At 43.4% G+C, this 26,955-nt stretch carries 19 protein-coding genes and 1 tRNA gene; 12 read left to right on the top strand and 8 right to left on the bottom strand.

Annotated features, from left to right (window positions below; translation table 11 throughout):
* Positions 1-268: 268 nt before the first annotated feature.
* Positions 269-430, bottom strand: coding sequence for a rubredoxin (gene rd, locus H6G32_RS02905; protein ID WP_190454478.1), 162 nt, complete (start codon positions 428-430; stop codon positions 269-271).
* Between the two features lie 252 nt (positions 431-682).
* Between rd and H6G32_RS02900 the strand changes: the two genes are divergently transcribed.
* Entirely contained in the window at positions 683-1,945 is a 1,263-nt protein-coding gene (locus tag H6G32_RS02900; RefSeq protein WP_190454476.1) for a class I SAM-dependent methyltransferase, read from the top strand.
* 365 nt (positions 1,946-2,310) lie between these two features.
* Positions 2,311-3,189 (top strand): NAD(P)-dependent oxidoreductase, encoded by an 879-nt coding sequence (locus H6G32_RS02895; RefSeq protein ID WP_190454472.1) that lies wholly within the window; start codon positions 2,311-2,313, stop codon positions 3,187-3,189.
* Between the two features lie 355 nt (positions 3,190-3,544).
* Here H6G32_RS02895 and H6G32_RS02890 read toward each other — a convergent pair whose 3' ends face one another.
* From H6G32_RS02890 to H6G32_RS02880, 3 genes are all read right to left on the bottom strand, one after another.
* Positions 3,545-5,761, bottom strand: coding sequence for a tetratricopeptide repeat protein (locus tag H6G32_RS02890; RefSeq protein WP_190454469.1), 2,217 nt, complete (start codon positions 5,759-5,761; stop codon positions 3,545-3,547).
* A gap of 246 nt (positions 5,762-6,007) precedes the next feature.
* The gene (gene psb34 / locus H6G32_RS02885; RefSeq protein WP_190454466.1) at positions 6,008-6,187 is read right to left on the bottom strand and encodes a photosystem II assembly protein Psb34; all 180 of its coding nucleotides are present in this window, start codon (positions 6,185-6,187) and stop codon (positions 6,008-6,010) included.
* Positions 6,188-6,504: 317 nt separating this feature from the next.
* Positions 6,505-7,377, bottom strand: coding sequence for an S-methyl-5'-thioadenosine phosphorylase (locus H6G32_RS02880; protein WP_190454464.1), 873 nt, complete (start codon positions 7,375-7,377; stop codon positions 6,505-6,507).
* 188 nt (positions 7,378-7,565) lie between these two features.
* On the opposite strand from H6G32_RS02880, the gene H6G32_RS02875 reads away from it, so the two are divergent.
* From H6G32_RS02875 to H6G32_RS02855, 5 genes are all read left to right on the top strand, one after another.
* On the top strand, positions 7,566-7,769 hold the full coding sequence (locus H6G32_RS02875) for a hypothetical protein (RefSeq protein ID WP_190454461.1): 204 nt from the start codon (positions 7,566-7,568) through the stop codon (positions 7,767-7,769).
* A gap of 449 nt (positions 7,770-8,218) precedes the next feature.
* Positions 8,219-10,444, top strand: coding sequence for a type I restriction-modification system subunit M (locus H6G32_RS02870; protein WP_242046478.1), 2,226 nt, complete (start codon positions 8,219-8,221; stop codon positions 10,442-10,444).
* A 22-nt stretch (positions 10,445-10,466) separates the two neighbouring features.
* Positions 10,467-10,718, top strand: coding sequence for a hypothetical protein (locus tag H6G32_RS02865; RefSeq protein ID WP_190454459.1), 252 nt, complete (start codon positions 10,467-10,469; stop codon positions 10,716-10,718).
* A gap of 27 nt (positions 10,719-10,745) precedes the next feature.
* The gene (locus H6G32_RS02860; RefSeq protein WP_190454456.1) at positions 10,746-11,921 is read left to right on the top strand and encodes a restriction endonuclease subunit S; all 1,176 of its coding nucleotides are present in this window, start codon (positions 10,746-10,748) and stop codon (positions 11,919-11,921) included.
* 41 nt (positions 11,922-11,962) lie between these two features.
* Positions 11,963-12,238 (top strand): hypothetical protein, encoded by a 276-nt coding sequence (locus H6G32_RS02855; protein WP_242046477.1) that lies wholly within the window; start codon positions 11,963-11,965, stop codon positions 12,236-12,238.
* 122 nt (positions 12,239-12,360) lie between these two features.
* On the opposite strand, the gene H6G32_RS02850 is transcribed toward H6G32_RS02855, so the two are convergent.
* Positions 12,361-12,741, bottom strand: coding sequence for an endonuclease domain-containing protein (locus H6G32_RS02850; RefSeq protein WP_190454454.1), 381 nt, complete (start codon positions 12,739-12,741; stop codon positions 12,361-12,363).
* A 458-nt stretch (positions 12,742-13,199) separates the two neighbouring features.
* On the opposite strand from H6G32_RS02850, the gene H6G32_RS02845 reads away from it, so the two are divergent.
* A complete protein-coding gene (locus H6G32_RS02845) occupies positions 13,200-16,439 on the top strand; it encodes a type I restriction endonuclease subunit R (protein WP_190454451.1) in 3,240 nt (1,079 codons plus the stop codon).
* A 356-nt stretch (positions 16,440-16,795) separates the two neighbouring features.
* On the opposite strand, the gene H6G32_RS02840 is transcribed toward H6G32_RS02845, so the two are convergent.
* Positions 16,796-16,869 (bottom strand) — tRNA-Pro (locus tag H6G32_RS02840).
* Positions 16,870-16,971: 102 nt separating this feature from the next.
* On the opposite strand from H6G32_RS02840, the gene lipA reads away from it, so the two are divergent.
* The 4 genes from lipA to H6G32_RS02820 all read left to right on the top strand — a co-directional run bounded on the left by lipA (position 16,972) and on the right by H6G32_RS02820 (position 21,630).
* Positions 16,972-17,850 carry a lipoyl synthase gene (gene lipA, locus H6G32_RS02835; RefSeq protein WP_190454449.1) on the top strand — a complete coding sequence of 293 codons (879 nt, stop codon included), beginning with the start codon at positions 16,972-16,974 and terminating at the stop codon, positions 17,848-17,850.
* 72 nt (positions 17,851-17,922) lie between these two features.
* The gene (locus H6G32_RS02830; RefSeq protein ID WP_190454447.1) at positions 17,923-18,966 is read left to right on the top strand and encodes an NAD(P)H-dependent glycerol-3-phosphate dehydrogenase; all 1,044 of its coding nucleotides are present in this window, start codon (positions 17,923-17,925) and stop codon (positions 18,964-18,966) included.
* A 486-nt stretch (positions 18,967-19,452) separates the two neighbouring features.
* Complete coding sequence (sigC, locus tag H6G32_RS02825; RefSeq protein WP_190454444.1) at positions 19,453-20,703, top strand: RNA polymerase sigma factor SigC; 1,251 nt, start codon at positions 19,453-19,455, stop codon at positions 20,701-20,703.
* Positions 20,704-21,174: 471 nt separating this feature from the next.
* Entirely contained in the window at positions 21,175-21,630 is a 456-nt protein-coding gene (locus H6G32_RS02820; protein ID WP_015208849.1) for a Fur family transcriptional regulator, read from the top strand.
* Positions 21,631-21,910: 280 nt separating this feature from the next.
* Here the strand turns inward: H6G32_RS02820 and H6G32_RS02815 are convergent, their stop codons facing one another.
* Together H6G32_RS02815 and cobN are read right to left on the bottom strand one after the other, a co-directional pair.
* Positions 21,911-23,092 carry a peptidoglycan-binding domain-containing protein gene (locus tag H6G32_RS02815; RefSeq protein WP_190454441.1) on the bottom strand — a complete coding sequence of 394 codons (1,182 nt, stop codon included), beginning with the start codon at positions 23,090-23,092 and terminating at the stop codon, positions 21,911-21,913.
* A gap of 18 nt (positions 23,093-23,110) precedes the next feature.
* The gene (gene cobN / locus H6G32_RS02810) at positions 23,111-26,920 is read right to left on the bottom strand and encodes a cobaltochelatase subunit CobN (protein WP_190454438.1); all 3,810 of its coding nucleotides are present in this window, start codon (positions 26,918-26,920) and stop codon (positions 23,111-23,113) included.
* Between the last annotated feature and the right edge of the window lie 35 nt (positions 26,921-26,955).

The raw sequence follows: 26,955 nt of genomic DNA, 5'->3' as shown, positions 1-26,955 counted from the left end.
CATGCTCCCTTCTCTGGTGCTACGCACATTAGTCAGGGAACTGTCGTCAACTCACGCGCCATTCATCCCACGCTCCTAAGAGTGAGGCGTGGGGCTTCTGTCGGATAAGCTAAACACTCGGAGAGTGAGCTAGGATTAGAGGTGAAGCAATCGCCCTTGGTAAACACGAACAGCCTGCGGTCTCATCTCACCAACATAATGACGGCAAGGATCTCCCGTTATCGCCCCAAGCCTTAACGGGGGAGGTTCACAAAAGTTATACAAAACTTCACTCTTCTATTTCAAAATCCTCTTTTATCGCACCGCAAACCGGGCATACCCAATCCTCTGGTATATCTTCAAAAGCTGTGCCCGGTTCTATACCGCTATCTGGATCACCCACTGCTGGATCATATTCATAACCGCAGACGGTACATATATACTTTGCCATATTCCTTTTGTTTCCCCTCGTAAACTGTTTGTATTGCTACGCCCTCGGCATCTGTAGACGGCTTTGAGGGTAATTAACGAAGTATGGCTAAAAACTATCTTTAGTGGATCACCCCAAGGTTTGATTTCTATGCCCGATGGGAAGCTATACACAGATAGGCAAATTTTAGCTTGGGGATTTTGGCTGGAGAATTGGTAATTGTTAATAGTAGTTAACCTGTTTCCCATGCTCCAATCTCCAAACTCAAATTTTATGGATTCCCATCCCGCCCTGAATGCAGCTATAAGCGATGTCTACGACGCCCTACGCCAACGCATTACCACCCGTCCTCAAAAGCGAATTACCTTCGCTGAATACATGGATATAGCCCTATATCACCCAGAACACGGTTACTATTCTAGCAATGCCGTCAAAATAGGGTTTCGGGGCGGTGATTTTTTCACCTCTTCTAACCTTGGTGCTGATTTTGGCGAGTTACTGGCAGTACAATTTTTCCAGATGTGGGAAATTTTAGGGCAACCAATGCCGTTTTCTCTGGTAGAAATGGGAGCAGGTCAAGGAATTCTCGCGTCCCATATCCTGAATTACCTACAGTTGCACTACCCGGATTTTTTTACCGCCCTAAACTACATCATTGTTGAGAAGTCCCCAAGGTTAAAGCAAGAACAGCAGCAACGTTTGCAGAAGTTCAGAGTGAGTTGGTGCAATCTAGAAGAGATACCGCCTAACTCCATTACTGGCTGCTTTTTTTCTAATGAGTTGGTGGATGCCTTGCCAGTACATCAGTTTACCCTAGAAGCGGGGGAATTGCGCGAAATTTATGTGACAACAGCGCCGAACCTCACCCTCCAGCCCCCTTCCCTACAAGGAGAATCTAGAGAGGTTGCAGGCAAGGTTTCTACATTCCCAGGGGAGATGTCAGAATTTATTGAGGTACTAGGGGAACCTTCTACGCCACAGTTGGCAGCATATTTCCAGATGGTGGGAATTGATTTAGCCCCAAGTGTCTATGAAGATGGCTATCGCAGTGAAATTAATTTAGCTGCTCTTGACTGGTTGAGTATAGTGGCTGACCGCTTGCAACGCGGGTATGTGTTAACAATTGATTATGGCTATCCCGCTAGTCGTTACTACAACCCCAGGCGATCGCAAGGAACGCTACAGTGCTACTACCACCATCGTCACCATGACAACCCCTATATCAATATTGGGCAGCAAGATATCACCGCCCATGTTGACTTTACGGCTTTAGAACGTTGGGGTGAGCGGTGCGGCTTAGATCAAGTTGGTTTTACGCAACAGGGTTTATTTTTGATGATGTTGGGTTTAGGCTCGCGCCTTGCTAGCATCTCCTATCAACAGCAACCCATTTCCCAACTACTGCGGCGACGGGAAGCACTACACCAACTGATCGATCCCACAGGACTGGGGGGCTTTGGAGTCCTAGTTCAAAGCAAGGGACTGAGGGAGACAGAAGCCTCGCAACCGCTGACAGGATTGACTGTACCAGAGTGAAGAATCGGTATGAAAAGTTAAAACTAAGAGTGCCCAATCCCGTATCAGTCTCATTTAGACTAGCATAACAGTGATTAATGTGAAGTCAAAGACACTAGGAAAGTAATAACTATGAGTACTCATGACCTGTTTATGCTAGCAACACTACTTACCCCCGGTATCTTACTTTCAGTCATCATTATGGCTACTTTTGCCGCAGGTGGCTGATCGCTAAATACGGGATTTGGTAATGGGTAATCGGTAATGGGTAATCGGTAATGTAATAGTTTTTTCCTTTTTCCCACTTACCTTTTTCCCTTTTTCCCAATTACTAATTAGAATCAAACGACGGACTAAGCCTACGCTGTACCAAAGGAAAGTGAAAAATGAAGGTGGCATTTCTGGGAACTGGATTGATGGGACTACCGATGGCTCAAAGGTTATTAGCCGCAAATATAGAGCTAGTTGCCTACAACCGCACCCCAGAAAAATTAGCACCACTACAAGCCGCTGGGGCGGAAATTGTCACACAACCACGCCAAGCAATTCGCTCTGCTGAGTGCATAATTCTCATGCTCTCTAATGCCGCAGCTATTTATCACGTCTTACTCACAGATACGAGTTGGCACACTCTTTCAGGGCGCAGCATCATCCAAATGGGAACAATTACCCCCATAGAAAGCCAAGAAATTAGAGACGCCGTGGTAGCAGCAGGTGGTCAGTATATAGAAGCACCTGTATTAGGCAGCATCCCAGAAGCAGAAACCGGCAAACTAATTGTCATGGTGGGGGGCGATTCAAAGCAATATCAACGCCACTTGCCGTTACTGCAACATTTTGGCTCAGAACCTTTATTAATAGGCCCCGTAGGATCTGCCTCAGCCCTCACACTAGCACTAAATCAGCTAATCGCTTCCCTGACCACTAGCTTTGCCCTTAGTCTAGCTTTTATCCAGCTTCAGGGAATCGATATAGGCTTGTTTATGCAAGTTCTGCGTGACAGCAAACTTTACGCGCCTACCTTTGACCAAAATTTGCAACGGATGTTAGATGGCAATTATGCAAATGCCAATTTACCCACAAAACAATTGATCAAAGTGACAGATTTGTTTATCTCCGAAGCCAAAGCCCTGGGTTTGAATCTCAACAGTATTGAGGGTGTGCGGCAAATTTTGCAATCAGCAATGCAAATGTCGTTGCCTGAAAATGATTACTCATCAGTATTTCCTGCCATCCGGGAATGGGGAGAGTCCAGTGGGGAATAGAGATTTTAGTGTGCCCTTGTAACATCGTTAGGTATATAGCAATCCTATTTGATTTGTGAAAATAAAGGGACTCAGATACCCGACTTCTTATACCATTTTGGATTCTGGACTTCGTCCTGAGCGCGGCTCGACTGACTTGTACTGAGCGTTGTCGAAGTAGCGCTCGCCGAACGTCTCAGTCGAACGATTTTAGATTTTGGATTGGGAATCCCCTTCTGTGTCAGGGTTCTACAAAACCATCTGTTGCCATCATTTTTCTTTCTTGGTATTAGAGAAGTCGGGGATCTTGTTGTATGGCTAACGCCACGCTGCGCTATCACAAATGATTTAGGACTGCTATATATCGCAATTTTGATTACAATTTGGGCAAAATTTCTGGTAATAAGTGTGCAGGAAGTTTGGATAAAGCTAGATTTTGTCCCTGTATCCCTAATTCATTATGGAAAGTGCGAATTGTTTTCACTAAATAAGCGAAGGTTGCTTGATAAGCTTCTGGTTGTTGGCTCAATCCATTTAAGGCTTGCAAATGGTTTTCTAATGCTGACTCTAGATGTTGGGAAAGTATTTTTTTGTTGCCATTGAAAAAATTATCAGTTACTAACTGATAATGAGCTAGTCCCAGGTTATTGTATGTGGCAAACAAATCAAAACTTAAGGGGATGCCGGTAATTGTTTGAGCCAGGGAAATCGCTTCTTTGTAAGCGTTAATGCATAGTTGCAAAAAGTTTTGCCGTTCTTCTTTAGTTGTTTGAGATAAATTTGCTATGTGCCAGTAGGCAGTGCCAAGATTATTTTGTGTGGCGGTGTAAGCGCTGGGAACATTAGTAGGGGTGCGATATTTAAGAGCTTCACCGTAGACATAAATCGCTAGCTGGAGGTTTTCTTCTGGTTGTTCGTATTGGGCCAGATTCCAATAAGCAGTGCCAATGTTGTTTTGAATCATGCCATACTTAAGGGGTTCCTCTTCGGGATTGTAGTACACCAGTGCTAAGTTGTAAGCTGCGATCGCTTTTTTGAGATGCACCACCGGTTGATTATATTGTCCTAAATGCCAGTAAGCAGTACCCAAATTATTCTGACAAGCAGCATATTTTAATGAGTCTATTTCTGCTGTCCGGTAGCGCAACGCCTCACCGTAAGCTACAACTGCTTGCTCCCAGTTTTCTACTGGGTGAGTAAAACGTGCTAAATCACCGTAAGCTGTTCCTAAATTATTTTGCACCCGTGCGTAAGTTTCTGGCTGTGCCTGGGGTGAGATCAACTTTAGGGCTAACTGATAAAATTCTATTCCCTGCTCTATGTAAGTTTGTCCCTCCTCAGAATTGGCAGGTGTGCGGTACAGCATCCAGTAGAGCGTACCCAAGTCATTTAAAATATCTGGTAGTTGGGGTGAGGTGTCGTCATAGCTAATTGACTCTTGATAGGCAATAATTGCCACCATCAAGTTTTCTAGAGTTGACTGTCCTTGCTCAATGCGAAGGCGATACAAGTTCCCTAAGTGCTGATAAGCTACTGCTAGCGACTCCCCTGACGCTTGCTGTAAATGTAATTGCTCAATTTCCCAGAGAATTTGCTGCGGTTGCCAGTTATCTTCTGCATCTTGAGTAATATTCGTGTTAATAGTTGCTATGACTAGCTCCGATAACTCCTTGCTAATATGGGACAAAGAGGATACCGTGAGCCTACTAGCCTCACTAACAAGTCTGGCAGCAGAATCTGTCCCCTGGGTTGCAGTTGGCGATAAATTGACTATTGATGGCACTGCTTTCTGGAGTTTATCTCCAAGATTGACTGGTGTTTGTGTTTGTAAATTGTCATCTTCCTCAAACTTCAAATCCTTGGCTGTTGTTTCTCTGTTGTCTGCTGGGTTAACTAATTCATCTAAAATCGATTGCTCAAGATTTCCTAAATCCAAATTTCTCGAACTAGATAACCTTTCCGGATAATCTCGGCTTTGTTTCATTGGTGTAGGTTCTCCGGTGAACGTAAATACACCAGTACGGCTCTGCCAAAACTGTTGTGCCGATTGCTGAATGGCATAAAACCAAGGACGTGATACCCACAACAAGATGCTGGATTCTAAGAATTTGCTCGACTCTTGGTTAGAGAAATACTGCTCGCTGAAGCGGAGATATTGTAAAAATAAACGCTGTACCGCTACTGATTGCTTTGTTAGTAGCTCCACACCAACAATCTGAAATGCTGGTATTGGTAAGGGGTATCCAGGTTTTTGTTTTGTTGCTCCCACAATTGGCGGTGGATAATTAGCCAACCATTGATTAATTTGAACTATTGGGTTAGGATCGCTTAAATTTAACCGCAATGTGACTAATCGGGGATAGGCTGGAGTGCTAATTTCACCTACATCTGATGGCTTATATAGCACTTGCCCTACTGGATAAGCCAATGTAGAATGCAACCGAGCCGCAACTTGATTTCTTATGTGTAAGTCATCACATACAGCTAAAAAAATTTGTCGCCGTAAGCCAATACTCAGGGCAAGTTTCAGGCGCTGATATACCTGCCGATTCCAACTAAAATTATTCGTTTGTGCAGTGTCATTCACGCTCATGGTGGCTAAAGAAGCCCAAACATATTGTACGTTGCCTCATGGGGTACATCTAAACAGCTGAAAAATCTCATGCTGTTTCTAATTTTCCACTGGATGAATATAACCCTCAAGGTTTAATAGAAATAAAAAAGTATATAATTATACCTATATCCCTTTATATGATTCTAACAAAAAACAATAAACTCAGGCTCTATCTAAAATAAGAACCTGAGAAACTGAAAAAAATTAAATTTTATTGGTTAATGCCTAACTAGCATTAGATACAGCGAAGGCGACATAAATCAAGCCACCGACAAAAAGTGCCGCAGTGATTCCTAAAATTATATAGGTGCGCTGTTGTCCTGCATTTGGAGGTTCTGCTTGATAAACCTTAGGTTCACGGGCAAAATTATTGATCAAACCGCCTTCTTCGTTTGTATAAGGCATGAATTAATTCCTTGTAATTTTCTTTTATTTTATGTTACATAAACCCTAGATCGGCTCTCATAATATCTAGACAAATCTTTACATTTGTTGAAATTTCTGCGTGTGAGTAGAAAACAGAGTAGAGATGTTGTTAGGGCTTACGGAAGTTTCACACTCAATGTAAAATTGTAGGGTGGGTCAGATATCGAAAATCTGCTGATTGTTACCGAATTATCGAGTCGCACCCTACAAAGCCATGCCAGTTGCGTAAGTCCTGATTGCATGCAAAGTCTCTACAGAGGGCTTGAATCTCCATTTAGCTGAAAAATGCTGTAACTCTACAAATACTTTTTCAACAACAACCCCAACTTATCCTTAGTCTCCGCTGGTGCTTTTGCCAAATTTGTCAAAATCGCATATTTCAAAGCCGAATGTGCTTCGCTAGGTGGCGGATTTTCACTCAAACGCCGCACCGTTTCCTGTATCACCTTTTGAGCATTTACTACATTCCGCTGCAAATTACCAATCACCATTTCCACCGTCACGCTATCGTGATCTGGATGCCAACAGTCGTAATCTGTTACCAGGGCTAAAGTTGCATAAGCAATTTCTGCTTCCCTAGCCAACTTCGCCTCTGGTACATTCGTCATACCAATAATTGTCGCCCCCCAACTGCGGTAAAGATGAGATTCCGCCTTAGTCGAAAATGCAGGCCCTTCCATGCATACATAAGTACCACCACGATGCAGAGTCACATCTGGTAAATTTAAAGATGCGATCGCATCCCCCAGCACAAGGGCCAAACTCTGACAAATCGGCTCACCAAAGGCAATATGCGCCACAATTCCATCACCAAAGAACGTAGAAACCCGGTTTTTTGTCCTGTCAATAAACTGATCTGGCACCACCAAATCCAGTGGCTTCGCTTCTTCTTTCAAAGAACCAACCGCACTCGCAGAAATTAAATACTCCACACCCAGTTGCTTCATTGCATAGATATTGGCGCGAAACGGCAACTCAGACGGTAACAGCGTATGGTTCTGTCCATGACGCGCTAAAAAAGCAACTCTGGTTCCATCCAATGTCCCCAAAATCAAAGCATCAGATGGAGAACCAAAGGGCGTCTGAACTCGCACCTCTTCTACATCTTTGAGGGCGTCCATTTTGTATAAACCGCTGCCACCAATAATCCCAATACGAGCATTAGCCATAGTGCTGAATCTGTTTCTTCCTGAGCTACCAAGTTATTTTACAGAAAACCTGAGTAGTGGGGGAGATAGAAAAGTAGCAACTAGCGATTCTTGATTGTTCCGTAGATCCAACCTGTCCAAGATTTGTTAAATATTGTTAAGATATTATGGAATAATTGTAGAAGCCACACAAATTTTTGGTAAAGAATATGCGATCTGCCGGTACCTCAAACCAAATGCTAATGGAGATAGTTTTAGAGCGCATATTTGCTATTCGTAAGATTACACGCCGAGATCAGCAGCTACTGATGTCAGCACTAATGTCTAAAAAAGGCTTAAACGAAAATGACCGCCAGCAAATTGGCCGGGTATTTGATGCTTTACAAAAAGGATTAATCAAAGTAGTAGATTAACTCTACCCTGACTTTTTGCTATTTTTATACAAATTATATTGCATTACTATTGAGCTACTAGTATCAATATTACCACTCATGTTCCAATACTGCTCGGTTAGGAGCCGTGAAATAAATTTCCGGCTCAAAGCTTAAACCCATTTTAATGGGTTAGAGGTTTGGCTAGTAAGCTTTTAGCTTACTTTAGCTATTAGCCCAAAATTTTTTTTAGGGCGGAATTTTAGACTTATCCGAGCAGTATTGGGGTGAGTTGGAGAAAGATTATAGCTTCCGGTGATTGGCGACTAATGGGGCGTTAGCTTGATTTGTTAAAGTTGGGTAGGTGGAGAGTCTGAGTTTTTTTCCAGGTGCTGATCAGGGAAGTGATTATTTTTCTCACATAACCCATTTGTGCATATAATTTCAATGTTCATGTTCTCGCAGAACAGATAAATCACCCACTCACAGCTTTGACCCCAGAAGAACTAAAACGACTTGAAGCGAACCTTTGGCAGAGTGCCGATACCATGCGGGCAAACTCTGACTTGAAATCTAGTGAGTATTCAACGCCCGTGATGGGGTTAATATTTCTCAAATTTGCTGATAACAAGTATCGTCAGTATGCGGCAGAAATTCAGCAAGAATATGAAGCACTCAAAGGAACTCGCAGAGAAAAAGAAATATCAGAAATTGCCATTGAGAAGTGTGGTTTTTATCTGCCAGACCATGCTCGTTATAACTATTTGCTCAACCTAGCGGAAGAGGAAGATATCGCCAAGGCTATCAAAGCGGCGATGGTGTCCATTGAATCATATAAGCCAGAACTTAAGGACACATTGCCCCAAGATGAGTATTTTCGGCTGACGCGCACAGACAAAGGTATTCCGAAGCAACTGTTAAAAAACTTCTCGAATATTCCTGAAAATGCTACTGGGGATATGTTCGGGCAGATTTATGAGTATTTTCTGGGTAATTTTGCTCTCTCAGAAGGGCAGGGTGGAGGTGAGTTTTTCACACCGCGTTCTGTGGTGCGGTTGATGGTAGAAATCATTGAACCTCATCAGGGGACTGTGTTTGACCCCGCTTGTGGTTCTGGGGGAATGTTTGTCCAATCTGCTCAATTTATTGAAGAACAGCGCAAAAAGTTAAATCAGTCTGCTGCTGATCTGTTTGTCTATGGCCAAGAGAAGACCCTGGAGACAGTGAAGTTGGCAAAAATGAACATTGCAGTCAATGGGTTACGGGGCGATGTACGTCAGACAAATACGTACTACGAAGACCCGTTTAGCAGTTTTGGCAAGTTTGATTATGTCCTGGCTAATCCGCCATTTAATGTGGATGATGTCAATATTAGCCGAGTGGAAATCGATGCTAGATTTAACACCTACGGCATCCCCCGCAATAAGACTAAGGCGAAGAAGCAGGAACAGGGTAATGAGACTGTACCTAATGCCAATTATCTCTGGATTAATCTATTTGCTACATCGCTAAAACCCAAGGGTAGGGCGGCGTTAGTCATGGCTAATTCCGCATCAGATGCGCGTCACTCTGAAGCCGATATTCGCCAAAAGCTAATTGAGGAAAATTTGATTTATGGGATGCTGACCCTACCATCAAATATGTTTTACACGGTGACGCTCCCGGCAACGCTGTGGTTTTTTGATCATGGCAAGACCGATGATAAAATTCTGTTTATTGATGCGCGGAATATTTTTACTCAGGTTGACCGCGCACATCGGGAGTTTTCCACAGAACAAATTAATAATATTGCTATTATCAGCCATTTGCGCCGGGGTAAGAACCATCGGTTTATTGAACTGATTAATAATTATTTTCAGCAAGGGATGGTGAAGCTAAGAGAGAATCAAGCACCGGTGCAGCAAGTTTCCCAGCAGTTAATCACTGTGTTGAATGATGGGACAGATGATGTTAAAGCTAGGGAAGCGGCTGTTGATTTTCTCAATTTGTGGGATGATTTGCCAGATTTAGAAATTCAGTATCAAGATTATTTGCAAAGTTTTACCCCACCCCAGCCCTCCCCTTGTGAAGGGGAGGGAGTAGGAGCAATTGTCCCCCATTTCCAAGGGGGGACTACAGGGGGGTTAATTATGCCTCGTTGCGAAGGGGAGGGAGTAGGAGCAATTGTCCCCCATTTCCAAGGGGGGACTACAGGGGGGTTAATTGATACCCAAAATCAAGCACAGCAAGAACTCAGCGCGGCATTTAAACCATTTTTTGATGACCTCCATCTGGGATTGAAGCAGCTTGATAAAACTATCCGCGCCCATGAAACGGCTTTGGCAGAAAAAGCAAAGGAAGAGGGGAAACGGGGACAGATTGACAAGCAAGTTAAGACACTCAAAGCCACGCTGGAAACGCTGCATACAGATGTAAAATCTGCGGAATCATTTTTTATCCACATTCGCTGGTTACAAGAACGCTTCCCGAAGGCAGAATATGAGGATGTGACGGGGTTGTGTAAGTTAGCGACTCCCGCAGATGTGAAGGAACAGGATTATTCCCTAAATCCTGGGCGGTATGTGGGGGTAGTGATTGAGGAAGATGGGAAGACGGAGGAGGAGTTTATTGAGGAGATTTTAAGTTTGAATGATGAGTTGGAAAAGTTAAATCAAGAGGCGCATCAGTTAGAGGGGATTATTGCTCATAATGTGAAAGAGATTGCAGGTGATAATTAGGTAAGAGTAAAGGAATAAATCTATGAATACTCGTGAAGCTGTGGTTAATAAGTTACAACAATTACCTGATCCTCTGTTGTCAAGAGTAGATGAGTTTCTCGATTTTTTGATCGCTCAACAGCAAGACCAAGCAGTTAATGTTCAATCTGAAGATACTCTAACAGATAGGTGGAAGCAGTGGTTTGAAGCGGTTGATCAATTATCTGTATCAACTCATCAACCGCAGAATAGATTATTAAATGATGATGAGGAAGTTTGGGCGGATTATTACTAATAATGTGAAAGAAATTGCGGGGAATTTATGAGCAAGTGGGAACAATGCAATCTTAGTGATTTAATCACATTGAAAAGAGGATACGATTTACCTAATCGAGAACGAGTACATGGAAAATATCCGATCATTTCATCTAGTGGTATTAGCGGCTTTCATAAAGAAGCCAAGGTTAAAGCCCCAGGAGTTGTAACCGGTCGATACGGAACACTCGGTGAAGTTTTTTATATAACTAAAGATTTCTGGCCTCTAAATACAAGTCTATATATTCAAAATTTCAAAGGAAATAACCCAAGATTTATTAGTTATTTCCTTAAAACATTAGATTTTGGAAGCCAAAACGTTGCAGGGGCAGTTCCAGGAGTTAATAGAAATTCTCTACATCGGCTTCGTATTCGCAAACCACCGCTTCCCGTTCAGAAAAAGATTGCGGCGATACTTTCAGCTTACGATGACTTGATTGAAAACAATAATCGCCGTATTGCCATATTAGAAAAAATGGCAGAGGAAATCTACCGCGAGTGGTTTGTTCGTCTGCGCTTTCCGGGTCATGAACAGGTTAAGTTTAATAAAGGCATCCCGGAGAGTTGGGAGATAAAGCAGTTAGGTGAATTAGTGACTACACAGTATGGCTACACTGCCAGTGCAGAAGAAAAAGAAGTTGGGCCAAAGTTTCTTCGTATCACTGATATAGTACCCAATATTTTGGATTGGGATTATGTCCCTTATTGCACTATTAGTGATAAAGAAATCAAGAAATATTTATTACATGAGGGAGATATTGTTGTCGCACGTACAGGTGCAACTGTTGGATATGCCAAAAGAATTCATAAATATCATCCTAATTCAGTCTTTGCATCATATTTAGTGAGATTGAAGCCAAACAAATTGGAGAATAGTATTTTTTTGGGTATTGCAGTTGAAAGTAACAATTTTAAAAACTTCATTAGTATGTTTTTTACTGGTTCTGCACAACCACAAGCAAACGCACAGGTAATGTCATTATTTTCGTTGCTCTACCCAACAGAAGATTTAATAAGAAGGTTTAACAAAATTGTAAACCCAATTCTTGACCATAAAGAAATACTTTTTTTAAAAAATTCCAGCTTAAAAAAAACACGCGATCGCCTACTAACTCGTCTCATCTCAGGTAAGCTTTCCGTCGAAGACTTAGACATCCAATTCCCGCCCAGCATGACAGAATAATTAGAAGAAATCGGTTAAAATTCATATAGGAGGTAAGCTATATGTTAAAAACAATTCAAGGAATTTATAAAAACGGCAAAATTGAACTGGATGAAACACCGCAGGGCATTACTGAAAGCCTAGTTTTCGTCACCTTTCTAGAAGCTAAACCCACGAAATGGCCAGAAATGATCATGGAATATCAAAGTGTAAAAGAAAGTATCATCTTTGAATCATATCGAGATGAACTGCTACCACCTAACGAAATAGAACTTTTTACCCCCCTTAATCCCCCCTTGCAAAGGGGGGAGATCAGAAATCCAGTTCCCTCCCCTTAGCAAGGGGAGGGTTAGGGTGGGGTAATTTTTCCCTTAGCAAGGGGAGGGTTAGGGTGGGGTGATTTTTCCCTTCATAAGGGGAGGGTTAGGGTGGGGTGATTTTTCCCTTCATAAGGGGAGAGTTAGAGAGGGGTAATCTTCCGCAATTGACAGACTGTTTGTGCAATGATTGTAATCACACCTTCCAACTCTTGATAAACCTGTTGATTTGTAAATCTCAAAAAGCGAGTCCCCTTAGATTCAAGAAAAGATTGTCGTTCATAGTCATAAGCCTGCGCTCCATTTTGAAAATGACTATCCCCGTCAATTTCTATTGCAAGTTTGAGTTCAGGAGAATAAAAATCAACGACAAATACATCAATACTGTATTGTCTGCGAAATTTACAACCTTCGATTTGCTGCCTTCTCAACTTTTCCCAGACAATCTTCTCAGCAGGTGGCATATTGTTACGGAGAAATTGCCTTTTTTCTTTTTCTGAGGTTTTGTTATAAAGTTCTGTCATGAGATAAATATAATCAAGTCGAATTGTTCTTCATATCCTAAATTACCCCCCTTCATCCATCCTTGGAAAGGCTACGGTGTACACACAAGTTATCGAATCACTACCAGTCCTCGAATTACCCCTCCCTAACCCTCCCCTTGCTAAGGGGAGGGAACTAGAAGGGGATTAAGGGGGGTAAAGCCCGGATCTAGAAAGAAAATCCGATTTGTGTGTACACGGTAGCCTTGGAAAAGGGGGAAACTAGAAATTTGGTTGTTTTGCTGATTGTTTCCAATCACCCCCTTTAATCCCCCATTGCAAAGGGGGAAAACTAGAAATCCGGTTCCCTCCCCTTGCCAAGGTGAGGGTTAGGGTGGGGTGAATATATCGGCAAATTTAAACAGCAATCGGTTAAAATTTGTACATTAAAAGAGTATGAATATCAAAAACGGTCTATTACCGTGTAGTTTGCCTAAACCATGCCTAACTTTATCTCTGAAGATGACATCGAACAAGCGGTACTTGCCAAATTAAAGCAGCAAGGCTTTAAATTAATCAACTGCTTCACCTCCAACCGTGAGGATCTCAACGACAGATCCAACCGCACCGATAAACGGGATGTCATTTTTAGCGATCGCCTGAAATCAGCAGCAATTCGCCTCAACCCCAGCTTACCAGCAGATGCGATCGCCCAAGGTTTAGAAACTCTCACAAATAAACGCCAGTTGATGTCTCCCATCGCCGCAAATCGGGAAATAGACAGGCTAATTCGTGACGGTATCCCCATTGAGTATGAAAACGCCCAAGGTAGAACCGAACCGGGGAAAGTGCGCGTCATAGATTTTAATGACTTGAGTCATAACGGAAATAATGAATATTTAGCCGTTTCTCAACTTTGGATTAAAGGAGAAAGAAACTATCGCCGTCCTGATATCCTGCTATATATCAACGGTTTACCCCTGGTTTTCATCGAACTGAAAAACTCCAACATCAAACTGCAAACAGCCTTTGATGACAACCTCAGCGACTACAAAAAAGATATTCCCCAACTCTTTCTCACCAATGCCTTCTGCATTCTCTCCAACGCCCTAGAAACCAAAATCGGCAGTTTTACCGCAGAGTGGGAACACTTCTTTAACTGGCTGCGGGTGGAAGATGAAAAGGAAAAAATAGATCGTCAGCAGATTCAGGAATCTGGTACTAGCCTAGAACTAGTCATAGACGGGCTTTGTCACCCTCCTAAACTACTGGACTACATCGAAAACTTTATTCTTTACCACAAAGAGACTCAGAAAATCATCGCCCAAAACCACCAGTTCATCGGTGTGAATCGCGCTATTGATGCCTTCAACCACCGGGAAGTGAAACAGGGAAAATTAGGGGTCTTCTGGCATACACAAGGCTCTGGCAAAAGCTTTTCGATGATTTTTTATGCTCGGAAGATTTTCCGCAAGCTCACAGGCAATTTTACCTTTGTTATCATCACCGACCGTGACGATTTAGATGGGCAGATTTACCGCAATTTCTTAAACACCGAAACCGTCCAAAAGAAAGAAGCAGCCCAACCTAAAAACAGTAAACAGATGCGGGAGTTTCTCTCGCTGAACAAGCGGATTATCTTTACCCTGATTCAAAAATTCCGCTACGACAAGACTAAGAAGTATCCCATATTGAGCGATCGCAACGACATCATTGTAATTGTCGATGAAGCACACCGCACCCAGTATAAAACCTTAGCGGAAAATATGCGGGCAGGTTTACCCAATGCCAATTATCTCGCCTTCACAGGTACACCCCTATTAGGTAAACAGCGCAAGACTAACGAATGGTTTGGCGATTATGTCAGCGAGTATAACTTTTCTCAGTCTGTAGATGATGGTGCTACTGTCCCCCTGTTTTACCAGAAAAGAGTACCAGAGGTACTGATTCAAAACGAAGATTTAAGTGAAGAATTTTACCAAATTCTCGAAGATGAAAACCTTGATGACACCCAGCAAGCAAAGCTAGAGAGGAAATTTGCCCGCGAAACCGAGGTGATAAAACGCGATGATAGGTTAGAGACAATCGCTAAAGATATTGCTTACCACTTTCCTCGTCGTGGCTACCTTGGTAAAGGCTTGGTGGTTTCTCTTGATAAATTCACCGCGGTGAAAATGTACGACAAAGTACAGTATCACTGGAAAGCGGAAATTAAAAACCTGGTGGGAAGAATTAAAAAATCTGCTAATGACATTGAGAAACTTCGCCTCAAAAAGATTCTCGAATTTATGCGAGAAACAGAAATGGCTGTGGTGATTAGTCTGGAAGGAAGCGAAAGCGAAGTTGAAAAATTTGCTAAACAAGGACTTGATATTAAACCCCACCGAGAACGAATGAATACGGTTGATGCACAGGGACATGATATCGAGTATCAGTTTAAAGAAGCCGAAAATAAAGTGCGGTTGGTGTTTGTCTGCGCCATGTGGCTAACTGGTTTTGATGCGCCCACTCTCTCGACGCTTTACCTTGACAAGCCGATGAAAGACCACACGCTGATGCAAACTATCGCCCGTGCGAACCGCGTCACCTCATATCAGATTCACAACGTCACCAAAACCAACGGCGAGATTATTGATTATTACAACGTCTTCCGCAACATGAAGCAAGCCTTGGCTGATTACGCTTTGGGCGATGATGGAGAGCAGGAAGACTCACCTATTCAAGAAAAGTCTAACCTGTTTGAGTTACTGGATGATGCGATCGCCCAAGGACTAAATTTTTGTCGGGAACTGGGCATTGATTTAGAAAGCATCCTCAAAATTCAGGAAACTTTCCAAAAATTAGGTCAATTTAACCAGTTTGCTGACACCCTACTGCAAAAAGATGAATGGCGTAAAGCATTTTTTGTCTATCAAAATACCATTACCTCACTCTATGAAGCCTGTAAACCAGAGATAATCAAGCAACGACGTCCACTGGTTTTCATCTTCCAATATCTGCGCGGGGTAATTGATAGCATCATTGAACGCAAAGATATTGATAACGCCAGTTTAAAAATTGCTGAACTGCTGGATGAAAGCGTAATTGCTGATAATCAAGGGATTACCACTAAAGAATATAGTGCAGAATACAACATCATCCAGACAGGCCAAATTTGGGATTTAAGCCAAATTAACTTTGAGCAGCTTAAAGCCGAGTTTCACAGCAAAACTTATAAAAATATTGAAATTACCGACTTACGAAGTTTTATTGAAGACAAGCTGAACAAAATGATTCAGCAAAACACCACCCGTGCCGACTTCGCCCAAAGGCTACAAGCAATTATTGACAAATATAATGCTGGTGGTTCATCAACAGATAACTACTACGAAGCCCTGGTAAACTTTACCGAAAACTTGAAGGAAGAAGCCCAACGGCATATTCGGGAAGGGTTGACAGAAGACGAACTGGAACTATTTGATTTGCTCAAGAAAGACAAAATGACTGCTGATGAAACCCAAAAAGTCAAGTTAGCAGCACAGTCTCTCTTGCATCGATTGACAGCAGAACAGCCGAAAGTATTAGTCCAAGACTGGTATAAAGATATGCAAAGTCAGGGAAAGGTGAAGTCCGCACTTGAAGCAGTTTTAGATAAAAACCTGCCTGTAAGTTATGACCAAGTGTTGTTTAAGTCTAAATGTGACACCGTATTTGATTTAATTTATGACCATGCTAGTAAAGGTGTCAAATGGGCGGTATGAGACACTAAGTTAAGGCATTCGTCAACCATTAGGGTATTGTTTCACCAACCATAGATGCATCAATTGGTCATTTTCGGCTTTTGGGAGAGCATGGCTTTGTAGGGTGCGTCAGATGTCAAAAATCTGTTCATTATTGCCGAATTATTGGATCTGACGCACCCTACAAGAGACTTAACCAAGAACACATATTTGGTGTTTCCTGTCAATGCGTAAGTCCTAATGTCTATAAAAATGGTGGAATTAACTCCACATCAAGACAGTCTGCGACATTAATTTGCTACTACTACATTAAAACCCACGAAAGCGACGTTAATTTGCGAATAACGACACTAATTTGCGAAAGTACAGATATCTAATCGGGATGACTGGATTCGAACCAGCGGCCCCTTCGTCCCGAACGAAGTGCGCTACCAAGCTGCGCCACATCCCGCCATAAAAACGGCAATTTTAATCTAGTCTATCACAACCAATGCTAAAAAACAAAAATTTATCTATCATGAGATTTAGATAACTTGAGTGGTAAAAGTGGATTGTGACTGTAAAACCAGACTGGTTGCGGGTAAAAGCCCCTCAATGGGAGCGAGTTGGTAACGTTAAAGAAATTTTGCGGGATTTAGCCCTGAATACGGTTTGCGAAGAAGCATCTTGTCCAAATATTGGTGAGTGCTTCCAAGCTGGAACTGCCACATTTTTGATTATGGGCCCAGCTTGTACACGCGCTTGTCCTTACTGCGATATTGACTTTGAAAAAAAGCCCAAACCCTTAGACCCCACCGAACCAGCACGATTGGCGGAAGCAGTTCGCCGGATGCGACTCAATCATGTAGTAATCACTTCTGTAAATCGGGATGACTTACCCGACGGGGGTGCATCTCAGTTTGTCGAATGTATCGCCGCAGTCCGCAGGGTTTCGCCCCAGACCACAATTGAGGTGCTAATTCCTGACTTGTGTGGCAATTGGGATGCTTTAGAAATAATTCTTCAAGCTGCGCCAGAAGTACTCAACCACAACACAGAAACCGTTCCCCGCTTGTATCGCCGGGTGCGTCCCCAAGGGAATTACGATCGCACAATAGAATTATTATTGCTATCTCGCCAAATTGCCCCTAGTGTTTACACTAAATCCGGTATCATGGTCGGACTCGGTGAGACAGATGCCGAAATCCGTCAAGTTATGCAAGACCTACGCACAGTAGATTGTGATATTTTGACGATTGGGCAATACCTCCAACCCAGTCAGAAACACTTGCAAGTCAATGAATTTATCACCCCAGAGAAATTTGCTGACTGGAAAGCATACGGTGAAGAACTAGGCTTTTTGCAAATTGTTTCTTCACCCTTAACCAGAAGCTCATATCATGCTGAACAAGTTAGGGAATTAATGGAACTCTACCCCCGCAACCAATTTTAGATTTTAGATTTTAGATTTTAGATTGGTGTGGGAACAACTTGGGGAGATGGCAAGACTTTCGACTCTTGAATCATGACTAATCCAAAATCTGAAATCTATCTTGAAAAATTGGCTCCAACGGGAAACCCTCCTGACACGCCAGTTTGCACAACGGAGGAAAAATACCCAAGGGACTGGCTTAACTTTGGGCAAAATCCCAAATCCGTAGCAATTCTTGGTGCTGGTGCTTGGGGTACAGCCTTAGCAAATTTGGCAGCAGCCAACGGTCATCAAGTGCGCTTGTGGTCGCGTCAGGGGTCACAACCTCTAGACGAAGTCTTAAAAGATGCTGATATAATCCTGTCTGCTATCTCAATGAAAGGTGTAGGAGATGTAGCAAAGCAAATCAAATCTTTGCCCATTTCTCCCAAGGCAATTTTTGTCACAGCGACAAAGGGACTAGATCCTCAAACCACCTGCACACCCTCGCAAGTTTGGCAAACAGCCTTTCCTGATCATGCCGTTGTCGTCCTGTCTGGGCCAAATTTATCTCAAGAAATTGAACTAGAATTGCCAGCGGCAACGGTAGTAGCCAGTAATGTAACTGCTGCTGCTGAATTGGTGCAGATGGTATTTTCTTCCAATCGGTTTCGGGTATATACCAATCCTGACCCCTTGGGAGTAGAACTAGGAGGAACTCTCAAAAATGTAATTGCGATCGCATCTGGTGTATGTGATGGTCTACACTTAGGAACCAACGCCAAAGCGGCTTTAGTTACACGTGGACTCACAGAAATGGTTCGCATCGGCAATATTTGGGGTGCAAAGACAGGAACATTTTACGGTTTATCCGGTCTAGGTGATTTACTAGCAACCTGTAACAGTCCCTTAAGTCGCAATTACCAAGTTGGCTACCAGCTAGCCCAGGGACAGACACTCACACACATTCTCGCCAATTTACCAGGAACTGCTGAAGGAGTGAACACTTGCCAAGTATTGGTACAAATAGCCCAACAGAAAAATATCGCTATACCGATTACCACGCAAGTTTATCGGTTACTTCAGGGCGAGATCACAGCCCAACAAGCCCTAGATCAATTAATGTTACGCGACATTAAGCCAGAATATAACGATTAACTGTTGCTAATTGTTCAACGATCATTCACTCTTGCTAGCGCTTTCAGGGAAACTACTAACCTTTCATCAACAACTATTACCCGCGCTTATTACCCAATAATCCTTAGGAAAAAATTGCCAAATCGTCAGGAAATCACAAACCTACCCGTGTAGATATGACTATGTAGTTTATAATCATCATATTCACTGGAATATGTTTATACTCCGTTACAAAAGTAACAGATTGAAATGTTGATTAGGTAATTCTTAATTTAAAGCCTAGCTGTAGATTTGAATAGCTATTGGTTCAATCAAAATGCTACAGCGACCGATTAAATTCGGTAATAATGTATCAGAAAAAATCGGTACAAATTTCATTAAGAACTGTACTAGAATTCTCAACCGTGTTATTTAATCTAGAATCACGGGAACAATAGCAACAGTTGATTAGCTGACCGTTATTTTAGCTGACCGTAATCTATTGTTACCTGGAGCCATTGAGACGTTATGCCAGCAACTTCTTTTTATGCAGATGCCGCCTTCGGCACCCCAAAGTCCCGCCGGAACTTAGACCAAAATCTGGTGGTTGATGACAGTGAGTTGTCGGTAGATGATCTACAGGAACTGGAGATGGCTTCTGTTGACCCTGCTAACTTTTCTGCTAACACTAACCGTCGTAGTACAGACTTAGTACGTCTATATCTTCAGGAAATTGGCCGGGTTCGGTTGTTAGGCCGGGATGAAGAGGTTTCCGAAGCCCAAAAAGTTCAGCGCTACTTGCGGATGCGGACATTGCTCGCCAACGCCGCCAAGCAAGGTGATGAAGTAATTGTGCCCTATCTCCGGTTAATTGAAGTTCAGGAACGTTTATCCTCTGAACTCGGACATCGCCCTTCCTTGGAAAGGTGGGCCACCACTGCTGGTATACAATTACCGGATCTCAAGCCAACTTTAGCCAATGGTAAGCGTCGCTGGGCGGAAACTGCCCAACTGACGGTGGAAGAACTGGAGCAAGTCCAATCCCAAGGACTCCAGGCAAAAGAGCACATGATCAAGGCTAACCTTCGCCTAGTAGTTTCTGTAGCCAAGAAATATCAAAATCGTGGCTTGGAACTGTTGGATTTAGTTCAAGAAGGTACCCTAGGTTTAGAGCGAGCGGTGGAGAAATTTGACCCCACCAAAGGATATCGTTTTAGTACCTATGCCTATTGGTGGATTCGTCAGGGAATTACACGGGCGATCGCTACTTCGAGCCGCACGATCCGCCTACCTGTTCACATTACAGAAAAGCTGAACAAAATTAAAAAGGCTCAACGCAAAATTGCTCAAGAAAAAGGTCGGACTCCCACCTTAGAAGACCTGGCAATTGAGTTAGATATGACAGCTGCTCAAGTCCGGGAAGTTTTGTTAAGAGTACCTCGTTCTGTTTCTCTAGAAACTAAGGTAGGAAAAGATAAAGACACTGAGTTAGGGGAATTACTCGAAACTGACTGTGTCACACCAGAAGAGATGTTAATGCGAGAATCTTTACAAAGAGATTTGCACCATCTGTTGGAAGATTTAACCAGCCGTGAGCGGGATGTAATTCTCATGCGGTTTGGTTTGTCAGATGGCCATCCTTACTCCTTAGCAGAAATTGGACGCGCTCTAGACTTATCGCGGGAACGAGTTAGGCAAATTGAATCTAAAGCTTTGCAGAAGCTGCGCCAACCCAAGCGGCGTAACCTGATTCGTGACTATTTGGAGTCCTTAAGTTAGTCAACAAAGAAAGAGATTTTAGATTTTAGATTTCACTGATAAATCGAGGAGCAAAAAACAATAAAATTATTTGGTTAGTCTACCCACATTCCGCGGTATGAAACCGAATTTTTTAAATTCCTGGATCTTTCTAGCCATCCCAAATCTAAAATTGCCACGGTCAATATTCAATATTCAATGTTTAACAAAATCTAGATTATAGACTGTTGACCCGACTAACTTGATTTCCACCATCACAATTTATCTCTAGGTTATAGCAAAATATTGGCATTTAATGAGTATTGGAGTGCCCCTGTCGTTGTTGTCAGGATCGTTTGAGTGTGGGGATCATGTGTTAGGTGATTTCTCATCAACATTTGATGAATTTTTCTTGAGCATTTAGTAAATGTTCTCAATAAGCTACGATTGTTGCAAATTGGTGGAAACATTTGCTATATTCTCAACTAACAGGCTTTGTTGAGAAAATTTAGTATGACTGTCTATACAACTGGTTCACTCAAGGCAGAACTAAACGAACGAGGCTGGCGTTTGACTCCCCAGCGTGAAACAATTTTACACATTTTTCAAGAGTTGCCGCAAGGTGAACATCTAAGCGCAGAGGATCTCTATCATCGTTTAGAAACTGACGGTGAAGGCATCAGTCTGTCCACTATCTATCGGACTTTGAAGTTGATGGCTAGGATGGGGATTTTGCGGGAACTAGAACTGGGGGAGGGACATAAACATTATGAAATCAACCAGCCCTACCCCCATCACCACCATCACCTAATTTGTGTTAAGTGCAACAGTACGATTGAGTTTAAAAACGACTCAATTTTAAAAATTGGGGCGAAAACAGCCCAAAGGGAAGGTTTTCACCTGCTTGACTGTCAACTGACAATCCATGCAGTTTGTCCCAAGTGCCAAAGGGCGTTGATGCCGCTTTAGCACTTGAGTGGGATCATACCATTTTGGATTTTAGATTTTGGATTGTGAAAGAGCTAGTACCGCTTCTCTAGGAGACGCTACGCTGACGCGGAATTCAAAATTCAAAATTCAAAATTCAAAAAGCTGATGACCTAGGCTTTTGGTTTATTTTGAATGGGAGCTTTATTTCCGCTGTGATGTAGTGGCAATCGCTCTTGTGAGATCCAAATCTTGGTACAACCACTGCTATTCAGAGCATAGCAATCAGTTGGGGAATCAGACTGCGATGCCTAAGAGGATGTTAATAGCTGCCGCTTCTGATATCACCAAGACTGATGCCGTAGAATTCTTGGGCTTGCTTAATTGCTTTTTTGGTGTCATCTGCCATCATGCCGTTGAGGGGGCCTTTATAGAAACCCCGCTCTTGTAGTCGTCTTTGAATTTCTAGGGTATTAAACTCGCTCTTGGGAGTAGTTTTAACTAAGCTGTATAACTTCCCTCTAGTTGTTGGGCCAGCTATGCCATTTGTATCCAGGTAATTAGCTGCCTGAAAACGGTTTACAGCATCGGCGGTATAGGGGCCATAGTAGCCATTGGGCTGTCCCTCTAAATATCCTGCTTTGATTAAATGTTCTTGAAGAACTCTCACTGCTTCTCCGCGATCGCCAAGGCTGAGTTTATCTTGATCAACCGGCTTTTTAGGGGTATTTTCGCCATTACCTACCCCTAGTGGTGGTAATTTGTTTAATGTGGCTGGGCCAACCACACCATCAACATCTAATTTGTAAGCCGTTTGGAACCGCTTGACGGCTTCTTCAGTAATTGGCCCATATATGCCGGTGGCGTTCCCGTAATAAAAGCCGGCGATTCGCAAACGTTCTTGGAGAACTCTGACATTTTCACCTTCATCACCTTTAGTCAGAAACTGTGAATTGCGTCGGTTTCTGGTTGGTGAACTAGCAGTACTGATTTTGTTAGTTTGTGTAGTCGCAGTAGTGGTTTTTTTTGCTGGTGTACCCGCGGTACTGATTTTGTTAGTTTGTGTAGTCGCAGTAGTGGTTTTTTTTGCTGGTGTACTCTTAGGGGTAGTGCGCCAGCTTTCTAATTTTTGCAGGGTGGTTCCTTGGACAATGCCGTTAACTGGTAAGCCAGCAGCTTTTTGGAAGCGCCGGACAGCATCTTCTGTGGAAAAATCATATACTTGTGTTACAGGAGCTTGATAAAAGCCGGCACTTTTTAACTTTTGTTGCAAATTTCTGACAGAAGGTCCTTGATCGCCTCTTTCCAAGGCTAAAGCACTGCTCACAGCGCCGAGAACAGACAGAGTGAGCGCTAAGGGGAGCATATACTTCCAAGCTCTGCTAGACAGCCGTTTCCAGTCTGGGGCAGCTGCTTTGTTGAACAAAGCGCTCAGGGAAATTAATTCGCTAGATTCGCTGTCTTCATAAGCAAAAGCTAGGTGCAAATACGCAAGGTTTTCCATATTCGTTTCCTACACCACTTATTTTTCTTCGATAGCTGCTTCAGCTTGATGTACTAGGTTTCGCAAGTTTTCCAGTGTCTGTATACTTACATCCTGCCATAAATTGCGCTGATGTGCTTCGAGCAATCTTTCAGCAATATCACGCAACGCCCAGGGGTTTTTTTGCTGAATGAATTCTGAGACGACTGGATCTAGTAAATATGTTTGCACTATTCCCTGATACATATGGTCTTCTACACAGTTAGCTGTGGCATCGTAGGCAAATAGATAATCTACTGTGGCGGCGATTTCAAATGCACCCTTGTAACCGTGACGCATCACCCCAGCAATCCACTTGGGATTAACTACGCGAGAACGATACACCCTTGCAATTTCTTCTTTGAGTTGGCGAACTCGTGGTTGGGCGGGAATGGAGTTATCACCAAAATAGGTTTGGGGATTTTTTCCTTGGAGAGAACGCACTGCTGCTGTTAACCCACCTTGAAATTGGTAATAATCATCGGAATCGAGTAAGTCGTGTTCGCGGTTGTCTTGATTGTGCAATACAATTTGCATTTGTTCCAAACGTTGCCCAAATGCAGCGGGAGCAGAAATTCCGGCTAATTGCCCTGAAGCTTGAGAGTTGGCGCTAGTGTAGGCGTAACAACTCCAATTGATGTAGGCTTGGGCTAAGTCTTGGTCATCTTGCCAGTTTTGCGAGGCGATTAAGCCTTGAAGTCCAGCACCGTAAGCACCGGGTTGAGAACCAAAGACGCGGTATTGCGATCGCTCCACTGCATCTTCTAAGGTTAAACCCTCTGTAGTCCACAAATCGATCTCTTGGCGAACTGTAGCGGCTAAGGGGTTTTGTTCTGGTGGTTCATCTAAGGCTGCTACTGCTGCTACTGCTTGAGAGAATAAATCAATCAAGTTAGGAAAAGCATCCCGGAAAAATCCAGAAATTCGCAAAGTGACATCGACACGGGGACGCCCCAAAATCGCCAGGGGTAAAATTTCAAAATCCACTACTCGCCGTGCTGCACCATCCCAAATAGGTTGTGTACCGAGTAAAGCTAATGCCTCGGCGATATCATCACCGCCAGTCCGCATAGTGGCAGTGCCCCATAATGATAACCCTAGGGTTTTGGGATACTCACCATGTTCTTGGGTGTAAGTTTCAATTAGGGTTTCGGCGGCTTTTCTGCCGATATCCCAAGCGGTTTCTGTGGGAATGGCGCGAATATCCACAGAATAAAAGTTTCTACCTGTGGGTAAGACTTCTGGGCGTCCCCTTGTGGGTGCGCCGGCGGGGGCACTTGGGACATACCCGCCACTGAGTCCGTGTAACAGGTTGGTAATTTCTGCTTGGGTTTGTTGCAGTGCGGGGAGGAGTTTGGCGCTTATCCAGTCAAGGGTTGTGCTGAGTGGGCTGTGAGTGGTTTGGGGTACAAAATTGCTGTGGCTGGTGATGAGTTGTTCAACTAAGAAGGCGGCGTGTTCTTCCAGGACTTCGACGACATCGCCATTGGTGCGACAGTCTTGGCCATTGACAACGGACAATTGACCATTGACCATTGACAAATCGGCTGTGAGGGGGTCAAAATCCCAACCCCAATCTTGGGCGATGGCGCGGGTGATGCCGATGCAGTGGCGGTTGGGGATGCGGGCGATCGCTACTATTAAATCTCGTAGTTGTCGCCCTTGGGGACATTGTCCGAAGATGTGTAAACCATCACGGATTTGAGCTTCTTTTAATTCACAAAGATAACCATCGATGGAATTCAAAATTAAAGCTTCTAAATCCCCAATGTCTTTTTCATGATGAATTCCCAAATCCCGGTAAAGATTTTCTGTGATTACCAGTTCTCGGATGCGATCGCAAATTACAGGTAAACGCGAAGGATCTAAACTTTCAGCTTCGTAATACTCATCAATTAAATTTTCTAACTGCTGCAAAGAACCATAGAGTTCTGCGCGAGTCATCGGCGGCGTTAAGTGATCGATAATTACCGCTTGGGCGCGACGCTTGGCTTGTGAACCCTCACCAGGATCATTGACAATAAACGGGTACAGGTGGGGCATTGCTCCCAAAGCGACTTCAGGATAACAATTACTCGATAAAGCCACACTCTTACCGGGGAGCCATTCTAAATTTCCATGTTTCCCCACATGAACCACCGCATCAGTGCCAAAACATTCCCTAACCCAATAATAAAACCCTAAATAAGCATGAGTTGGTGGCAAATCCGGCGCATGATAATTCAAGCTAGGGTCAACATCATAGCCTCTTGCCGGCTGAATGCCCACAAACACATTACCCAGTTGAATGCCCGCAATGGGAAAAGACGCTTTCTCCTCTGTGCCCTCTGCGTCTCGGCGGTTCGTTTCTAAATCCAACCCCCAACGCTCACCAATCCCTTGCTGCACAGCTGCCGGCAAAGAAGCAAAATACTCCTGATACTCAGCCAGAGAAAGACTTTGCTGAACTGGACGCCAGTCCCTACCTTCAGGATCATTAGTAACACCAGCAGTCAGACGTTGAATCAACTCATCTGAGTCAGCGGGGATATTTTCCACAAAATACCCAGCCAACTGCAAAGCCTTGAGAATTTCGACACAACTAGCTGGCGTATCCAAGCCCACGCCATTAGCGAGGCGGCCGTTGCTGTTGGGGTAATTTGCCAAAATTAGGGATATGCGGCGTTCTTGGGGTGGTTTAGCCCGTAATCGTGCCCAATTTGCCCCTAGTTGGGCGACAAAATCGATGCGATCGCTCACAGGCTCATAAACTACCACATCTGTTTCTAAGTCGGGATTGCGAGTTTGCAACGTTTTAAAAGACACGGCGCGGCTAATAATTCGCCCATCAACTTCTGGGAGAGCCACATTCATCGCCATATCGCGGGGAGTCAGCCCTTGAAACTGAGACTCCCACTGCTCAACGGAACCGCCACTGAGGATTACCTGCAACACAGGCACATCCAAGTTTTCCCACAATTCAATTTGGGGGGATTCTGTTTCCAATCGCGCTAGAGAAAAACTTGTGGTATTCAGCAAAACGGCAATATGCTCAGAGTCTTTCGGCTGGAAAAACTCCCTCAAATCATCGCCGATATTCGGTTCCCGCAATGAAGAAACAAACACAGGCACCGGTTGTAAATTTCTTTTTGCTAAAGCTTGGCACAGAGCATCAATTACCTTTGTGTTTCCCGCCAGATAATGGGCACGATAAAAGAGGATGCCCACTTTAGGATATTGGTAATTAGTCAAAGTTATTTCCCCTACTCCTTCTGCCTCCTGCCTCCATTCATACAACCCAACACGAGGTACAGCTTGGGGTGGTGGGGGATTGTATGCAGTTAATAGGCAAGTGTCGGCGATAAATTGGAGGGCATTGACAAAGTTTTCCACCCCACCTTGGCTAAAGTACTGGCATACTTGGTTAACAATTCCTAAAGACACGGTAGAGTGAGAGATTAAGTCGGGATCAAGACCGTCGTCTCCTGGCATTACAATGAGGGTTGTACCATTACGTTGCACAATTTCTTGCACTACTTCTAAACCATAAGCCCAGTAAGAACGTCCTCCTAATAGGCGCAAAATAATTACCTGGGCGAGTTCTAGTACTTGCTCGCCGTAAGTATCTATACTTATTTGTTGCTGTAATTGCAGCAGGTTGGCGACTCTTAAGGCAGGAAATGTTGCAGGTAGTTGAGCAACTGTAGCTGCTAGGGTTTGAATGTCAGTATCAGCAGCCGTAATGAATACAAAAGGAGCTGGAGTTTGTTCTAAAAAGATTAACCCTGATGACTGATTCCATCCACCAGATGTAGCACTTATTCGATGCATAATTCTGTATTTCCGCCTTAAACTGTTGGTTAGTA

The sequence above is a fragment of the Cylindrospermum sp. FACHB-282 genome, from assembly GCF_014697195.1.
Classification (GTDB): domain Bacteria; phylum Cyanobacteriota; class Cyanobacteriia; order Cyanobacteriales; family Nostocaceae; genus Cylindrospermum.
This window is presented reverse-complemented; position numbering and strand designations above follow the sequence as displayed.

What these genes read in the sequence shown, in the direction of transcription:
- H6G32_RS02865 (WP_190454459.1), top strand. Translation starts at nt 10,467, where the DNA reads ATGAATACTCGTGAAGCTGTGGTTAATAAGTTACAACAATTACCTGAT.
- rd (WP_190454478.1), bottom strand. Translation starts at nt 430, where the DNA reads ATGGCAAAGTATATATGTACCGTCTGCGGTTATGAATATGATCCAGCA.
- H6G32_RS02820 (WP_015208849.1), top strand. Translation starts at nt 21,175, where the DNA reads ATGACTGTCTATACAACTGGTTCACTCAAGGCAGAACTAAACGAACGA.
- psb34 (WP_190454466.1), bottom strand. Translation starts at nt 6,187, where the DNA reads ATGCCTTATACAAACGAAGAAGGCGGTTTGATCAATAATTTTGCCCGT.
- H6G32_RS02890 (WP_190454469.1), bottom strand. Translation starts at nt 5,761, where the DNA reads ATGAGCGTGAATGACACTGCACAAACGAATAATTTTAGTTGGAATCGG.
- H6G32_RS02850 (WP_190454454.1), bottom strand. Translation starts at nt 12,741, where the DNA reads ATGACAGAACTTTATAACAAAACCTCAGAAAAAGAAAAAAGGCAATTT.
- H6G32_RS02845 (WP_190454451.1), top strand. Translation starts at nt 13,200, where the DNA reads ATGCCTAACTTTATCTCTGAAGATGACATCGAACAAGCGGTACTTGCC.
- H6G32_RS02830 (WP_190454447.1), top strand. Translation starts at nt 17,923, where the DNA reads ATGACTAATCCAAAATCTGAAATCTATCTTGAAAAATTGGCTCCAACG.
- H6G32_RS02880 (WP_190454464.1), bottom strand. Translation starts at nt 7,377, where the DNA reads ATGGCTAATGCTCGTATTGGGATTATTGGTGGCAGCGGTTTATACAAA.
- H6G32_RS02895 (WP_190454472.1), top strand. Translation starts at nt 2,311, where the DNA reads ATGAAGGTGGCATTTCTGGGAACTGGATTGATGGGACTACCGATGGCT.
- H6G32_RS02860 (WP_190454456.1), top strand. Translation starts at nt 10,746, where the DNA reads ATGAGCAAGTGGGAACAATGCAATCTTAGTGATTTAATCACATTGAAA.
- H6G32_RS02875 (WP_190454461.1), top strand. Translation starts at nt 7,566, where the DNA reads ATGCGATCTGCCGGTACCTCAAACCAAATGCTAATGGAGATAGTTTTA.
- H6G32_RS02900 (WP_190454476.1), top strand. Translation starts at nt 683, where the DNA reads ATGGATTCCCATCCCGCCCTGAATGCAGCTATAAGCGATGTCTACGAC.
- H6G32_RS02815 (WP_190454441.1), bottom strand. Translation starts at nt 23,092, where the DNA reads ATGGAAAACCTTGCGTATTTGCACCTAGCTTTTGCTTATGAAGACAGC.
- H6G32_RS02855 (WP_242046477.1), top strand. Translation starts at nt 11,963, where the DNA reads ATGTTAAAAACAATTCAAGGAATTTATAAAAACGGCAAAATTGAACTG.
- cobN (WP_190454438.1), bottom strand. Translation starts at nt 26,920, where the DNA reads ATGCATCGAATAAGTGCTACATCTGGTGGATGGAATCAGTCATCAGGG.
- sigC (WP_190454444.1), top strand. Translation starts at nt 19,453, where the DNA reads ATGCCAGCAACTTCTTTTTATGCAGATGCCGCCTTCGGCACCCCAAAG.